Source organism: Candidatus Uabimicrobium amorphum (assembly GCF_009002475.1).
In the GTDB taxonomy this organism is placed as follows: Bacteria; Planctomycetota; Uabimicrobiia; order Uabimicrobiales; family Uabimicrobiaceae; genus Uabimicrobium; species Uabimicrobium amorphum.
The window spans coordinates 8,364,995-8,382,164 of sequence record NZ_AP019860.1; the positions used below are offsets into that span (position 1 = coordinate 8,364,995).

At 40.4% G+C, this 17,170-nt stretch carries 12 protein-coding genes; all 12 read left to right on the forward strand.

Annotated elements, in window-relative coordinates; genetic code table 11:
- The first annotated feature begins 64 nt into the window (after nucleotides 1–64).
- Entirely contained in the window at nucleotides 65–1,096 is a 1,032-nt protein-coding gene (locus tag UABAM_RS29335; protein WP_151971548.1) for a tetratricopeptide repeat protein, read from the forward strand.
- Nucleotides 1,089–1,664: an HAD family hydrolase gene (locus UABAM_RS29340; RefSeq protein WP_151971549.1), complete on the forward strand. Its 576-nt coding sequence runs from the start codon at nucleotides 1,089–1,091 to the stop codon at nucleotides 1,662–1,664. The genes UABAM_RS29335 and UABAM_RS29340 overlap by 8 nt, the downstream gene beginning before the upstream one ends.
- A 628-nt stretch (nucleotides 1,665–2,292) precedes the next feature.
- Nucleotides 2,293–2,643: a S24/S26 family peptidase gene (locus UABAM_RS29345; RefSeq protein ID WP_151971550.1), complete on the forward strand. Its 351-nt coding sequence runs from the start codon at nucleotides 2,293–2,295 to the stop codon at nucleotides 2,641–2,643.
- On the forward strand, nucleotides 2,640–5,189 hold the full coding sequence (locus UABAM_RS29350) for a M14 family metallopeptidase (protein WP_151971551.1): 2,550 nt from the start codon (nucleotides 2,640–2,642) through the stop codon (nucleotides 5,187–5,189). The genes UABAM_RS29345 and UABAM_RS29350 overlap by 4 nt, the downstream gene beginning before the upstream one ends.
- A 119-nt stretch (nucleotides 5,190–5,308) precedes the next feature.
- A complete protein-coding gene (locus UABAM_RS29355) occupies nucleotides 5,309–6,142 on the forward strand; it encodes a hypothetical protein (protein ID WP_151971552.1) in 834 nt (277 codons plus the stop codon).
- A gap of 11 nt (nucleotides 6,143–6,153) precedes the next feature.
- Nucleotides 6,154–6,522, forward strand: a complete 369-nt coding sequence (locus UABAM_RS29360; RefSeq protein ID WP_151971553.1) for a cytochrome c oxidase assembly factor Coa1 family protein — start codon at nucleotides 6,154–6,156, stop codon at nucleotides 6,520–6,522.
- A 102-nt stretch (nucleotides 6,523–6,624) separates the two neighbouring features.
- On the forward strand, nucleotides 6,625–7,254 hold the full coding sequence (locus tag UABAM_RS29365; protein ID WP_151971554.1) for a DUF4783 domain-containing protein: 630 nt from the start codon (nucleotides 6,625–6,627) through the stop codon (nucleotides 7,252–7,254).
- 562 nt (nucleotides 7,255–7,816) lie between these two features.
- Nucleotides 7,817–8,506: a pirin family protein gene (locus tag UABAM_RS29370; RefSeq protein WP_151971555.1), complete on the forward strand. Its 690-nt coding sequence runs from the start codon at nucleotides 7,817–7,819 to the stop codon at nucleotides 8,504–8,506.
- Between the two features lie 12 nt (nucleotides 8,507–8,518).
- Nucleotides 8,519–9,469 (forward strand): glutathione S-transferase family protein, encoded by a 951-nt coding sequence (locus tag UABAM_RS29375; RefSeq protein ID WP_151971556.1) that lies wholly within the window; start codon nucleotides 8,519–8,521, stop codon nucleotides 9,467–9,469.
- Nucleotides 9,470–9,744: 275 nt separating this feature from the next.
- Nucleotides 9,745–11,151 (forward strand): pyruvate kinase, encoded by a 1,407-nt coding sequence (gene pyk / locus UABAM_RS29380; protein ID WP_151971557.1) that lies wholly within the window; start codon nucleotides 9,745–9,747, stop codon nucleotides 11,149–11,151.
- Nucleotides 11,152–11,165: 14 nt separating this feature from the next.
- On the forward strand, nucleotides 11,166–14,468 hold the full coding sequence (locus UABAM_RS29385) for a serine/threonine-protein kinase (RefSeq protein ID WP_151971558.1): 3,303 nt from the start codon (nucleotides 11,166–11,168) through the stop codon (nucleotides 14,466–14,468).
- A complete protein-coding gene (locus UABAM_RS29390) occupies nucleotides 14,461–16,959 on the forward strand; it encodes a hypothetical protein (RefSeq protein WP_151971559.1) in 2,499 nt (832 codons plus the stop codon). Before UABAM_RS29385 ends, UABAM_RS29390 begins: the two co-directional genes overlap by 8 nt.
- Nucleotides 16,960–17,170: the final 211 nt, after the last annotated feature.

Consider the following 17,170-nt stretch of genomic DNA (forward strand, 5'->3'; position numbering starts at 1 on the left):
TAAAAAGGAAAATATCTTTAAGCGTCCATTTTTTATTTATAGTAGCTACAGTATTGCCATATTATTGGGTTTTGTTCTGGGATTTGGTCCACAAGAATTTTATATACGCAGCGCGTATTTTGCACAAAAATTTTCGCTTGATATAAAAACATCTCCACAAGGTCACAACTATTGTCACCATATCATATCCATACTTGAGCAGCATAAAAACTCACCACGCAAAGCGCAACAACGCATTCTATCGTTGAAATACTGTAGTGCCTACCAAAAGAAAATTACGGTGATGCGCTGGGGAGAATATCTTTATCATTCCAACCATCACCAATTGCTACAACAACTCATCAAACATATATCGAAAGAGTGGGGCAAAGCCACCTCTGAATACTTTTATTTACAATCACTTGTAGCAAACGATCACAATAAATGGCTTTATCTCCAACAACTACACAAAAAATTTCCCCACCACATTTGCAGCGAAAAATCGCTGAAGGCTTACTTACTACTAAAACATCAGCAAAAAAATGGACTTACACATCTTGAACTCGATAGGCTCATCGCGAAATTCATCCACAACAAAGAATATAAAGAAGCGTTGGCGATTTTAAACGCAAACACCGCAGAACACATTTATTTTCGCATCATTGTCCACGATAAACAACACAAATACAAAGCCTTGATCCAAAACGCCCAGGTGTACTTAGGTAACTTTCCTCGTGCCAAACACCGCGATCAAGTATTGTGGAAATTGGCGTACACCCTGAGCCATCGCTTACAAGAATGTAAAGAAGCCCTTACTTATTACAACAACTATATCTCAGAGTTCCCCAAAGGGAAATATATTGCCAATGTACTTATTTCCAAAGGAGATAGTCTCGTTTGTATCGGCGAAAGCGACGCAGCAATGCAAACTTACTTACAAGTTGCCAGTGCAACAGACAAAGAACATTTATTACACATCGCCTTCTATAGTGCCGCAAATATTTTGCTCAAGAATAACGACCCCCAAGCTGTCATCGTTTTGAAAAAAGCCCTACAATACCGTGGGCCATACACGCAAAAAATACAACAAAAATTAAAGAGTATGCAAAATGAATAACACCATTGCCCTTGACATCGGACGCGTATGCGTTCACTTAAACTATGAACTTTGTGCGCAAAAGTTGGGTTTTTCTTCCACGCAGGAACTACTAAACTGCCACGAAATTTGGCGGCAAAACAATCTACTAGAAACCGGTAAAATTTCCACAGCAGATTTTATCACACAGTTACAAAATATTTTCCCGAGTAAAACAGCTTTGGAACTCCGCGAAGCGTGGCAGGCGATTATAGGCCCACAAATACAAGGTATACAAAAAGTTGTTGCGTCTTTTATAGATAAAAAATTGCGCGTGGTTCTTTTGTCCAATACCTCACAATTGCATTTTGCCCATATAAAAAAACAACTATCGTTCTATCAAAATATTCACGGCGCAGTACTTAGCTACGAAGTAGGCTACATGAAACCACACAGCGCAATATACGAGTATTTCGAAGAAAAATACTCACGTCCACTGCTATTTATAGACGACAAAGAAGAAAATATTCACGCCGCCCAAGAGCGCGGCTGGGAGTGTTATCAAATGGGAAACATGCATGAGCTACAGCGAATTTGTGAAGCGGTATGAGATTAGGAATTCTTTCTCCGGATTGGTGCCCTCACCATCGAATTAGCAGTTACAGCTACGCTGTAAACTACTATTCTCATACCTCTCCCACAGGGAGAGGTGTAATGCTTCTCTTTTGTTAAAAACTAAATTCGCTTGAGTTGCGGGTCAAGAGTGGTGATGTAATACACTCTTTTGATTGGATTTGTGAAGCGGTATGAGTTCTTTCTCCGGATTGGTGCCCTCACCATCGAATTAGCAGTTACAGCTACGCTGTAAACTACTATTCTCATACCTCTCCCACAGGGAGAGGTGTAATGCTTCTCTTTTGTTAAAAACTAAATTCGCTTGAGTTGCGGGTCAAAAGTAGTGATGTAATACACTCTTTTGATTGATGTTGAGCTGTGATAGCACTAAATAAAACAAATGGAAACACATTTAGACGTGTTATGCCTCTCCTGTGGGAGAGGCATGAGAATTAAGGCTTTTAGCGAAGCTAAAACCTTAAATTCGATGGTGAGGGCATCGCATACCAAAAGACTCGCAGCTCCCACAATTGCGATGGTGAGGGCACCAATACGGAGAAGAAATCCCTCAAACACCGAAACACAGAAACACACAATTATACAAAATAGGAAATACAAAAATTATGCATCCAAAAACCAAAATATTACTCGAAAAACTACAACGCGGAGAATACGTTGTCAACTGCGAGGGCGGAAACTCTATGGCTCCGAAAATAAAACATCGCGAGCCAGTGCTTCTCGCTCCGGTAACAAACCCACGACTTTTGCAAAAGGGTGACATCGTCTACTTTAAAAGCAAAGGTTCCTTCAAAACGCACATCATTTGGACAGTTCGAAAAGAAAAAGATAGTGTGCGCTTTCTCATTACCAATATCAAAGGAAAAAAAGGTGTATGGGTTGCACAACAGAATATTTTTGCTAAAGTAGTAGCTATTGGAAAACAAGCTTGCGACGAATTTAGGAGCTCTTTATGAGAAAATATGTAATTATATTACTACTACTGTGCGCCTCTGTTACCGCACAGGTGCAACTCGACTACTACCTGCCTCAAGGAGAATACGACAAAAATATTCCCACCCCACAACAGTTTTTGGGATATCAGGTCGGAGAATGGCATGTAAGTCACGACCAATTGGTGTACTACATAAAAAAACTCGGAGAATTGTCCGAACGTTTTAATGTACAAGAATACGCCCGTAGCTACGAAGCACGTCCTCTTATTGTGGCAACGATCACCAGTACCGACAATCATCAAAATATCGAAGAGATACAACAAAGACACCGTAGTTTACGCAGTGGAAATGACATAGACGTCAGCACCATGCCTGCGGTTGTATACATCGGTCATTCTATCCATGGCAATGAACCCAGTGGTTCAAACGCAGCTCTTATTGCGGCCTATTTTTTAGCCGCTGCCCAAGGCGAAGAGGTAGAAAAAATGTTGCAAAACACGATTATCCTTCTAGACCCATGTATGAATCCCGATGGTTTCAATCGTTTTGCAAGCTGGGTAAATACGCATAAAAGTAAAAAACCTACTGCTGCCGCCATATGTCGCGAGCACAATGAAGTGTGGCCACGTGGACGCACCAATCATTACTGGTTTGACCTTAATCGCGATTGGTTGCTAACACAACACCCTGAAAGCCGCGGTAGAGTGAAAATTTTCCAACAGTGGCAACCTAATATACTTACCGACCACCATGAAATGGGAACCCAATCTACCTATTTTTTTCAACCCGGTGTTCCCAAGCGTACTCATCCACTCACTCCGCAAAAAAATCAAATTCTCACAAAAAAAATCGCACATTTTCACGCAAAAACACTCGACAAAATAGGTTCACTATATTACAGCGAAGAACGCTTTGATGACTTTTACTACGGCAAAGGTTCTACATACCCTGACGTTCAAGGTGCTGTTGGAATTTTATTTGAACAAGCGAGTTCCCGAGGACACTTACAAGAAAGTGTGCATGGTGATGTTTCTTTCCCGTTTACCATACGCAATCAGGTAAAAACAATTTTTTCGACTTTGGAAGCGGCGCAAAATCTACGTGTAGAGCTACTCTCCTATCGGCGTAATTTTTATTCTGAGTCCCGAGAATTGGCTCAAAAAGACGAGATAAAAGCATACATCATCAGCGACAACAACGATAAAAAGCGATTAACGCACTTTGCGCAGTTGTTGCAACGTCATAAGATTGACGTATTTCATCTCGCCAAACCCATCACCGTAGATAGCGTCGAGTACACGGAAGAAAACTCCCTACTTGTTCCGACACATCAATCGCAGTATCGTTTAATCAAATCGCTATTTGAAAGACGCACTTCTTTCGCCGACACTATTTTTTACGATGTATCGGCGTGGACAATGCCCATGGCGTTCCATTTGAGTTTTGCAGAATTAAAAAACAAAGCACAACTCACCTATCTCCAAGGTGAAAATTACCAATATACCTTTACACCTCCGCAAACAACTTTTGATGAAAAGGCATATGCCTATCTGTTCACCTGGGATGGTTACTATGCTCCCCGCGCGTTGAATCGATTGTTGCAACTAGGAGCAAAGGTTAAAGTGGCCACAAAAGAATTTTCCGCGGTAGTAAACGGCGCACAAAAACGCTTTACCTATGGAACTATACTTGTTCCCATGGGCATTCAAACCGACAAAAAACAAATTGCCCACACTATGGAAACAATTGCCAGCGAGGACCATGTCGCCGTATATCGCGCCGAAACTGGTTTTACACCTGTGGGAATGGACTTAGGTAGTGGTAACTTTCGTTCTTTACAACCGCCAAAAACCGTTATGTTAGCAGGAAAAGGAGTCAACGCCTACGATGCGGGAGAGGTATGGCATCTTTTTGATGTGCGCTTTAACATTCCACTTGTGGTGGTCGATGTCGATGATTTTTCTTCCCTTGACATGCACAAGTACAACACCATGGTGATGGTCGATGGTTCATATAATCTTAGTAGCAGTGATACACAAAAATTACAAGACTGGGTAAAAAGCGGTGGAAACCTAATTGCAGCCAAACGCGCCATAAATTGGGCCGTTTCCGCACAAATAGCCCCACTACAATTTGTAACTCCGGAATCGACATATACAGATCGACTACCTTACATTTCACGTGTACAAAATGAAGGGTCGCAGATAACAGGTGGTGCCATCCTCGAAGGAAAAACAGACTTAACACATCCCCTTCTCTATGGATACCATCACCAATCCATTCACTTGTTTCGTCGTGGAAATATGGCCATAAAAAAACCAAAAAATGTCTATTCTGTTCCCATCGTGTACACCGATAATCCTCTTGCCAGTGGCTACATGTCCAAAGAAAATCAACAACTGATCAAAAGTACCCCGGCAATTGTCGTTTGTGGAAAAGGACGTGGTAAGGTAATTTGTATGGCCGATAATTTAAATTTCCGCGCTTTTTGGTATGGAACAAACAAAATTTTCATCAATGGCGTATTATTTGGTCGTATAATTGATAATGGTTCTGTTGAAAAGTAAGTACTTCTAGAAGTATACTATATTTTAGAATGTGCATTGTAGGGGCGGACCTTGTGTCCGCCCGTCTCCCAAATTTCGATAGATATCCAAATTAAACAAAAAATTTAAAGGAAAACCATTTGCAACTTTTAACCACAAGACCACAAAATAAAAGTGTATCTCTCTGGTTTGAAGAGATCGCAGATTGTCTGCTCAACAAGGTTCGCCTTATTATCAATGGTGAACAATATCGATTTGTCGAAATAGAGTTTTACTATCAAAATCAAAGTGACCACTGCGACCCCTCAGTTCACTGTGATCCGATGCAGAAAACCAACGAAAAATGGTATTTTCACCGCAGCGGTGGAACATACAAGGGTGGAACATTTAAAGGTATGGACATTACATTTGCCGAAAACGATGTATTTGGCGGCATTATTATCCGCGGAATTGAAAATGAAAGCGGTGACGTGATCGATGGACCATGTCTTTGTGTGGATCATATTTTACAAAAAACAAATTGCGCGACAGTTGCAGAACTCGACAAGCGCGTTAGCGATTATGACGTTTGGGACATAAAAAGTCCGCTCCACATAAAAACCAATGACGAACTTAGCAAACGCGAAATTACCGCAAGCCCGCGTGTGGGTTTAACTCTAGCTTATCGCGATAAAGCTCCGCAAATGAGCGAATACATCATGAAAAACTATCGTTACCTAAGTGTGCCGCGCAAAACCAAAAAAGGCAAAGTGTACATGGTTCTTGCACTTCACGCCCAAGGTAAGATATCCGAAGAAATTCGCGACGCTGTGGGAAGTACAAAAAAAGCCATTGGTGGTTATATTGGCTTTTTTCAAGAAGGGCAAAAACATAAAGACTTTTCCGCCTACATAGGCAAAAAATTAGATGCCAAGTTAACCGCACAACTTTATGGAACGTGGTGGGAAATTTATGGCAAAAAACAAAGCACCTAGAGGAAGAACTCATGAAAGAATCACACTTTAATCGTTTTGTCATCATTAGCTTTTTCATTTCGATTTTCGCCGGCGTTTTCATACTGTTTTTCTTACAGCGCTCCATGAAAGCTTCCGCGCCATACAAAAAAACAGTGGAGTACATTCACCAGGAGAAAGTAATACAAGAAGCCCTAGGTACTCCCATCCAAGAAGGTTTTTTTGTCTCGGGAATGTTGGAGATTAAAGAAAAGTCAGGAAAAGCCAAACTCTCTGTTCCCCTATCTGGTCCAAAAGGCTCAGGGGTTCTTTATGCTTCTCTGGAAAAAAAAGGCGACGATTGGAGATTTTTCTCACTTATTTTTCAGATAGAAGATAAAGAAATCAATTTGTTGGAATAACATTGTGCGCTACTCACTGTATGTGTTCGATTTATACAACACATTGATCTGTATTGCCATTTCTTCACTTTGTGCTATTGTACATCAATAGGAGTAAGATCGATGAGAGTCATTTTTCTTTTACTATTTTTTATAACGTGTACTATGGCGCAAAGTTTTCTCGAAGATGAACTGCGCAACGCATGGCAAGATAAAGACATCAACAGTCTGCAATTGTTTTTGGCAAATGAAGTACGCATTTTTCTCAGTGAGAGTGGCGGTAACTATTCGCGCAGTAAAGCACAAACTGTATTACAGGAATACTTCGAACAAGTTGAGATTGTTGCGTTTCAATATAATAAACGCAAAATCAAAAAAGGTGTCATTGTGGCAAATTACGCATACCGCAAAAACAAACAAACCTTTCGCACTTTACTATATTTCTTTACGTCTTATAACGTGTGGAATAAAGTAAATTTAATCACGAGCATTCGTGAAATACCGCAAGATTCCAAAAAGATAGAAAAACAAACCTCCAAAGATGATATCGGCAAAAGCAAAGAACAATTAATAGACAAGTACGACGACCCACAGGTGATGAAAAGCGACATGTGGGAATACACACAAACACTATCAATGGGTTGCCATAACGTACTCTATATCACCAAGTACACCTTCAAAGACAACAAAGTCATCAAAGTAGACGAACAAGAAATCTCCCCAGGATGCGAAGCGGAAGCAGGCATATGGTAAGATGAGAAATTCGTCTCCAAATTGGTGCCCTCACCATCGAATTAGCAGTTACAGCTATCGCTGTAAGCTTCTATTCTCATACCTCTCCCACAGGGAGAGGTGTAATGCTTCTCTTTTGTAAAAAACTAAATTCACTTGAGTTGCGGGTCAAAAGTAGTGATGTAATACACTATTTTAATTGATGCTGACCTGTAACATGCACTAAAGAAAGCAAATGGAAACAAATTCAGACGTGTTACGCCTCTCCCCGTGGGAGAGGCATGAGAATTAAGGCTTTTAGCGAAGCTAAAACCTTAAATTCGATGGTGAGGGCATCGCCCAAAAGAATATCCAAAACACCACACTAAAACAACGAAAAAACATCTTAAAACCAAATTACAACAAACAACGATTTTTCGTTCCCGAAAACCAAATCATTCCTTTCAGCATACGACATCCATCAAGTCCCTGAAAATAAAAGACTTCCAGGCAAACAAACATCCTTCCCAAACGTTTGGCACACCTTTTGCCTTAGTACAAAATAAATTTACAGGGTCCATTCCAGTGTGTAAGGAGATATGATATGATAGATGTTATTACTGAAAAAGAACGAGGTTTTACAAATATTGATTGGTTGCAAAGTTATCACACTTTTTCATTTGGTCTTTATCACAATCCTAAACGTCAAGGTTTTCGCGATTTGCTTGTCATTAATGAAGATTATGTCAAAGGTGGACATGGTTTTGGCAAACACCCACACCGCAACATGGAAATTTTAACATATGTTGTAAAAGGGACACTAGAACACGAAGACGACATGGGTAATAGTTCTTTACTTCATGAAGGTGAATTTCAACGTATGAGTGCTGGTACAGGAATCTTTCACAGTGAATACAATCATTCCTCTTCTGAACCAGTTCATTTTTTACAAATTTGGATTAAACCGCAACAATTGGTACAACCAAGTTATGAACAAAAAAAGTTTCCCCAACAAAAAAATGAACTTGCAAAAGTCGTATCTCCCGACGAAAATGATGGATCTTTAACTATAAACCAAGACGTGGAAATATTTATCGGAGACTTTGACGCAAACCATGGTCTAGAATACAACTTAGAGACATCGCGACATCTTTGGTTCCAAGTCATTTCTGGTAGTATCAGTATTGACGGACACACTTTACAAGCAGGTGATGGTAGTTCTGTTAGCAACAAAGAAATTGTAAATATTCAAGCAAATACAGCCGCAAAATTTTTAATTTTTGATTTAGCCTAAAAGGAGACAACTATGGGATTACTCATTAAAGGTGAATGGCACGATAAATGGTATGATACAGCGAAAACAGGTGGACGTTTTGTACGCGAAGATGCAATCTTCCGTCATAAAATTACCGGTGATGGCTCTTCCGATTTCCAACCGGAACCTGGACGTTATCACTTGTATGTTTCGTACGCTTGTCCATGGGCGCATCGTACCTTAATTTTTCGCAAACTCAAAAAATTGGAAGATGCTATTACAATATCTGTCGTTGATCCCTTTATGGGCAGCGAGGGCTGGATGTTTAGTGATGGAGAAGACTGTATTCCCGATACGGTAAATAACGCGCAACGCTTACACCAAATATATACAACTGCTAAAGCCGATTATACCGGACGTGTAACCGTACCGATCCTTTGGGACAAACAAAAGAAAACGATTGTCAACAATGAATCCAGTGAAATCATTCTCATGATGAACAGCGAGTTCCCATTTGCTGACAACAGCGTAGATTACTATCCCGAAGACATCCGCGAAGAAATCGAAGAAGTCAATACTTTCGTATACAAAAATATCAATAACGGTGTCTACAAAGCGGGTTTTGCCACCTCACAACAAGCTTATGAAGAAGCGTATGACAATTTATTTAAAACTTTAGATGAATTGGAAGAGCGCCTAGGCAAAAATCGCTACCTACTCGGAGACAGAATGACCGTTGCCGATTGGCGTCTATTTACTACTCTAGTGCGCTTTGACGCAGTTTACGTAGGTCACTTTAAGTGCAATCTACGCAGAATAGCCGATTATCCCAATCTGTCAGGCTATACGCGTGAGCTATACCAAGTTCCCGGTGTTGCCGAAACCACCAATATGACACATATAAAACGTCACTATTATGAAAGCCACAAAACGATTAACCCAACGGGCGTTGTTCCCAAAGGACCACAACTAGATTTAGACAAACCACATAATCGCGGTTAATACAACCTGAACCAAAGAACAGGATACATGTTGGAATGTAGGGGCGGACCCCGTGTCCGCCCCTTCCCTCAAATACAGGTGGATACACTTCTCTAAATTTCATACAAACATCTCATCCACCGTTCCCTAATACAACTACACATACTTTCTAACACCATACACAAACCACTGTACTCTTTTACAGCAGTTCGCTATAATAAAAATACCAATGGAACCATAAATCCACAAAGCATGGTTTCTTTATTATCCGAATCTTCTGTTCAAAAGGAAAGCGCATGAGACTTACCAAAATAGTCGCCACTGTTGGACCCGCAAGTAATAACGAAGCTGTTATTCGCGAATTAATTACTGCAGGTGTGAATGTCGTACGCTTAAACTTCAGTCATGGTACTCACGAAGAACACCGCAAGGTGTATGAGATTGTCAGAAAAATTGCCGAGGAACTCAACAAACAAGTTGCCATTTTACAAGACTTATCCGGTCCTAAAATCCGTATAGGTATGTTAAAAGATAACCGACTAGTTCTCCGACAAGGAGAAAATCTTACTTTGACAAATAATCAAAGCGACGATGGCACTGACAATCGCGTTTTTGTCAATTACGATAAGTTATATGACAGCGTTCAGTCAGGAACAAATATATTTCTCGCTGACGGTAATTTTCAACTCACTGTTGTTGACAAAAAAGACAATGATGTCATCTGCAAAATTCTTACCGGTGGCACCTTACATTCGCGTAAGGGAGTCAACCTTCCGCAACTTTCCGTTCCCATACCGTGCCTTACGCCAAAAGACAAAGAAGACTTAAAATTTGGTTTACAACTAGGCGTTGATATCGTAGCCCTTTCCTTTGTGCAACGTGCGGAAGATATACAAGAACTTCGTCAGTTAATACAATCGTCAAATAGCCAAGTTCCTATTGTTGCCAAAATCGAAAAACCAGCGGCAATAGATAACATCGACCGAATCATAGATGTTACCGATGGAATTATGGTCGCACGTGGTGACTTAGCCGTTGAACTGTCTATGGAAAGAGTTCCTATATTACAAAAGCAAATCATCAACAAAGCACGCAATGCCAACGTTCCAGTGATTGTCGCGACACAGATGTTAGAAACAATGGTAGAAAATCAATTTCCCACACGCGCCGAAGTCGCCGATGTGGCAAACGCAATATTTGACGGTACGGATGCGGTAATGCTTTCCGCCGAAACGGCTGCGGGTAAACATCCCGCAAAGGTAGTAAAGCGCATGGTGAGTATTATCAAAGAGGCCGAAAAAAATTGTTACAGTCTCAATAAACACCAATCAGCACCGCGATCTGATATCCAATCGGCGGTTAGTTCCGCGGCAGTCGTGATGGCCGAACAGGTCAACGCCAAAATTATCGTTGCCCCTACGGCTTCCGGTATGACTCCTTTACTTGTCGCACAACAACGCCTGGGTTTACCTATACTTGCCTTGTCCTATAACGAATCTATTATCGGAAAATTGGCACTCACATTTGCCATCAATGTAAAAAAGATTCCGATGCCGCAAAATTTTGAACAGCTATTTGACTTTGCACATGAAAAAGTACGCGATATGGGGGTTGCCAACAAAGGAGATTACATGATTATTATCGCAGGGCACCCGTTTGGCGAGGGAAAAAATACAAATCTTGTCAAAGCAATGATGGTCTAGACGAAAGAATTGTTATGCAAAATGATCCCAAAAAAGAAGGTAAATCAAAACCGCAAAACGTCCTTCCTCTAAACACGAACCATACAGAAGATAAAACTGCGGTGTATCACCAGCCATTTTCCGCAAACGTAGAAGATAAGACCGTTGTGTACCAGCAAAAAAGAGATACTCACCCGTTGTCTGAAACGCAACAACGTGAATTACAAGCAACACATACATTTGCCAACTACCGCATTATCCAAAAAATAGGTCAAGGCGGTATGGGCGTTGTATACAAAGCCGAAGATTTGCGTTTGTCGCGTATCGTGGCGATAAAACTTATTTCCAAAGACGTATTGCAAGAAAAAGAAGTGCAACGTTTTTTAACCGAAGCCAAAGCAAACGCTAAGTTGCAACACCCCGGAATTGTGCGTTTACTCGACGTAGGGCACCAGCCGCAAAACTACCTGACAATGGAATACGTCGAGGGCGTTACCCTAAAACAACTCATTTATCAGCGCAAAGTCACTCCGCAAAACAGCATAAACATACTTGTGCAATTGGCCGAGGCTCTGCAATATGCGCATGACATGGGTATTATTCATCGCGATATCAAACCGGAAAACATCATGATTCACCGCAGTGGTCGTCCAAAAATTATGGATTTTGGCCTAGCAAAAATAGTGGACAGTGACACGCAGCTCTCGCAAACAGGCGACATTATGGGTACACCCGCATACATGTCTCCAGAGCAAGTCAACGGTAGTACGATTACCACAAGAACCGATATATACTCACTAGGAGCTACTTTATACGAAATATTAACATTGCGCCCCATGTTTGAAGGACAAAATCGTGTAAATCTTTGGTACAAAATCTTAAAAGACGACCCTATTTGGCCGCGGCAACTCAATCCAGATATATCTTCTGATTTAGAAGCCATTTGTATCAAATGCTTACATAAAAATCCGGAAAAACGCTACAAGTCCATGCAAGAACTCGCAAGTGATTTAAGAAATTTTCAGCAAAAAAAACCGATCATAGCCAAAAGTCCCACAGCCTTTACTCATATACAAAAATTTATCTTACGCCACCTCGCAGCGAGTATTACCATAACTGCCATTTTATTGAGTATTGTCACCGGTGGCGTGTTTTCCTACTACCAATGGCAAATTGCCAAAGAACAACGCCAAATCGCAGAACGTGAAAAAACAGAGAAGACCCAAGAAGCACGCAACTCCAAAATACGTCTAGCAAAGATTGCCCTTACCAAATGCGCAGAATCATACAAAAACGGTAACTGGGCACAAAGCGGTATTTTTGCAGGTGCTGCTTTAGATTTTATCAAAGATTACTCTGGCTCTGATATTGATCGTCTTCGTAGTCATACACAAACATGGTTAAAGCAGTCGATTCAACAGCACGGCGTATTGTGGACAAACCAAAAAAATGCCGTGGGTTTATCACAAGTAAATTTCAGTCACAACGGACGTTATGTTGTGACATGTTCGGGAAAAAGAGTACGCGTTTGGAATAGTTTTGCGGGAACTATTCTCCGCCATTTCACAGCGAAAACCGAAGTATTTCATGTTTCCTTTTCCCACGACGACACCAAGATAATCTGGAGCACAAAAAACAACATTGTCGTCATGGACATCACTTTGAAGTCGCGCGTCTATGAAAAAAACATTGCCGATATAAAGCTACTACGCGTGCACCCCAAAAAAAACACCATTGCCTTTGCCAGCAAAAACCGCGTACAACTTCTCGATTTTCCCCAAGGTAGTAGTACCGCGATTCAGGAAACATACAAGTGGATCAATGACATACAATTCCATAAAGAGGGAAAACTTCTCGGAATTGCGGCAGCAAAAGAAATTCACGTGTGGAACCTCAACGACAATACACAACGAAAATATAAATCACGACGCAATAGCATCACAAGTTTTACTTTTAGCGATGATGCGCAACAACTGACAGCGGTTTACGATTATAAAATAGTCCGATTATGGTATTTAAAAACCGATACTTACCGCGACTTATTTTCCATAGAACAAGCGAAAAAGGCAGTGCTACACGCCGCAAGTAACTCTGTCATTGTTGCCTACAAAGATAAACTTACCTCTTGGAATCTCGATAGTCGTCAATTTTCCCAAACATATAAAAATCATAATGATACCATCAATGACTTTTCCATAAATCCCAAAGGCAATAGTATCGTTTCCGTTTCCGAAGATGGCAGCATATGTTGCTGGAAATTATCAAAGATAGAGTATATGCAAAAATCCGATGACATCGCCTTTGCTTACCTTAAGTTCAACACCAAAGAAGATAGAATTTTAGCACACATACCAGACAAGAAGCGTATCCAAGTATGGGATGTGAATAGTCGAAAAAAACTCTACTCGTGGCCTGTAGCAAGATTAGATGTTCCGTGGATATTTGTTTCCCCATATCGACTAGCCATCGCCCAAAGACGCAAAGTGCAAATTTACGATGTAAAAAGCGGCCAAAATACGCGTACGATGCATTTGTACAAAAAGAAAGAAGAAATACAACAAATGCACATCAACGCCCAAAAGAATAAATTACTCACTGTTGTGGAAAACAACCACGTACATGTGTGGGATTTTTCCACCAAAAAACGCATAGATAACTGCAAAACAAAATTCGCCATTATTCGCTGCGCTTGGAGCAACAATGAAAAACTTTTTGCTTACTCAAAAGAGACAGATGTCGCGATCGTTGATTTGGAAACGAAAAAAGAAAAAACTATACACCAGCACAGTAATTGGGCACAGGCATTGGCATTCAGTGCCGATAATAAGTTATTAGCAGCCGCTTTCGTCGACCACCAGGTAAAAATTTGGGAAATCGCGAGTGGCAAATGTATACAAACGATTTCGCAAGACAACTTTAGTAACCATTTGCAATTTCTATCTGCCGGCAGACTTTTGTCGATCACCATAAAGGGAGAAATGATCATTTGGGATACCAAATTTGGCACACCGCTGCGATTTATCCCGTCAACAGGTGCCTCATTGAGCGCCAGCGAACAACGTATCGCCACCGTGCAAAACAGTAACTTAGTTGTTTGGCATTTAGAGCACGACAAACGTCTCCCCAACAATTTCGTAAGATGGGCGGATGACTTTATCAAAAAAAATAAATATTCGCTCACAAAACGCAGTAGCTTCTTCGATTTTCGTCGTGACATTCCTGGAATTGTGATTGAACAGGCAATAAAAGACCAGCCATTTCAACTTTGCCAATATCTTTTCCGACAACAAGTCACCGAAGAACTTTCCACAAAAAATTGGGATGGGCAATATGAGTAAGTATTTGAGCATTTTCTTTGTGTTTCTGTGCTGTTGTAGTGATCATGAACCACAAACCATAAATCAACAACAGCAACTACACAACATGCGCCAAACGTTTCATTCATTGCGCACGTTAAATGTAAACAGTCATTTGCAAATTGATTTGTGGAATAATTTTCTCAAGGCATTTCCTCACAATATCGAAAATGAGGAAATAGACGACGATATACGTCGTAAAGTTTCGCGGCGTGTCGTCATTCTAAAACGCGAAATAAATCGCAAACAATCCACACAATTGCAAACAATAACCAAAAAAAGTACCCAAAAACAACCTGAGGCGAAAAATGTTTGGATACAAAAAGACAACAATACCCACCATTTTTCTTTTAGAGTCAAAGATAACTGGCAAGAAACACATACCGATACGCTAAAACAACAAGTATACAATTATCATATAAATCGCTACACGCAAATAGTGTTCAATGCGTATCGTTATGGCGAACCATTGGGAATCAGTCAAGTGATAAGGTCTGCGGAACACTACATTTTCGGAGAAAACTACAGTGACTATGTTCCGGTGGTAAGTGAAAATATACAAATAGATCGTCGTCCCGGAAAATACATAGAATATAAACTCACCAGTGCCAATGGTTACATATCTTCAGCGATTGCTTTTTACAGTATCGACGGTCAAAATATATATTTGTGTTATGCCATTTGTCCACGAGGTAGCAAACATATCCCCCAATTAAAAGAGGCCTTGTTTTCTCTACGTATCAAAAATCAGTTTATTCCTCCTAGCGCCTACAAATGGAGAAAAATTGATTTTCCGCGATTGAGTTTTTCGTACCAAATCCCTAGTACTTGGGAATCGCACCCCATGAGAAACTCCCCGGGGATGCATTTCAATTTGTATGGGCCCAATGAAATGACGCAAACATTTTTTCGTATCGCAGACCTGGGAAAAAATTTCAATTGGCCAAAAAATATAAAATTAACGCTAGCATGGATGGGATCTTATGAGGTCGTTTCCAAAGAGCCTTATCGAGCAAATGGTGTAAAAGGACAAAAGTATATATACAAAGCTCATGTGAAAACCCTCCCACTTCCTCCACATATTGTGGAATTAGTTTATGGAGGTCTCGATAACGACTCTTTTATGATTTATAGCGTCTACCCTAGTGTTTTGCATAAAAGCGAGGTAAATAAAATCCGCCAAGTGGTCAATACAATTCAATACCAACCGAAAGCGCCGCAAAAACAACTAAAAAACTTCAAAACAGTTTACGAAGAAAGCTTTCCCATCCACTACACCGTACCAAGACAATACAAGCGCTACGATGAAAAAATTTCACTTGGTACCGTTCATCGTATCTATGAAAGTCCGCACAGTCAGTTTTCCTTTTATATTTCACGCGAACATCCACAGGATTCTCTAGACGATGTCATTCGCAAAACGGAAAAATATTTACAATCTTTGGCTACGAAATTCTCCACAAAGCGCAGCCAAAAAACTTTATTTGGAAATATACTCGGACAGCAAAAAACTTACGATTGTCGTCGTGCGGATATAGGCAAGTTTCATCTGACATACTTTTTCGCAAAAAATACGAACTTCCTTTGTGTTTTTGGATTTTGGTCACGCATGGCGAAAGATCCTGTCTATCAAAAAATTAGTGACTCCATGACCATTATTCCCCAGGAAAATACGCGAAAACAAATACAGCATTACACCACCGTGATCCAAAACACAAAACACACGGAAATTGCCTTGTATCAACGTAGCGTTATTTCCGATGCACCGCGAAAAGATTTATCGCGAGCCATCCGCAAAAATTTTATATTTCCCGAAGCCTTTCTCGCACGCGCCACAATATTTCGCCAACGCAATAAAAATAGGCTTGCGGCAAAAGACTACAGAACTTTTTCACACTTACAACAGCATACGGCCTCACAGGTATCCGCTCCGCAAAATATAGAACAATACATAGAACGTTATCTACCTAAACAATATCCCACATCTACTCCACTCGTAGACATTCTTTTGAACGCGAAAAGCCTTGGTATATGTAAAATAAAAAAATTACGCCAGATAGAGGTTGCACGCAAAGAATGGCAAATGCTTGATGTCTCTTACCAATACGCGGCGAAAAATGGTAAAGACAATGGCGATGATCGGCGTATTTTCTTTGCAGACCACAACAATAAAGTTCATGAAATGATGTCACGAGGATTACAACTTAGCGACGAAGAGTCGCAATCTCTTCATGGTAAAGATTTGTCCAAAGCGATCGCCAACTACTACAACACAGCGGGAATGTATGCACAAAACTATACATTAAAAAAAGTACATAAAATACGCGTAAAAAAAATATTTGTGAGTGAGGTTCTAGTAAACTACACATACATTCCGTTGAAAAGCATCCAACTCGACTACGTAACAGAAAAACAAGCTTTTGCCATCGTTCCCTTAGCTGATAAGCGACATATTTTTAAAATTTTGCCATAGAATATGGAACTTTTTATGCGAGAAAAACAACTAATACAATAAATCAAATATTTCTACTTATATTGTTGGTATTTTGGGTATTGATTAATAATTATGACTAGCGTGTGTGGTGTAGTAAAAGGTTTTGTCTTCAGATTGGTGCCTTCACCATCGAATAACGAGTTTCAGTTGTAGCTGAAACCTCGTATTCTCATACCTCTCCCACAGGGAG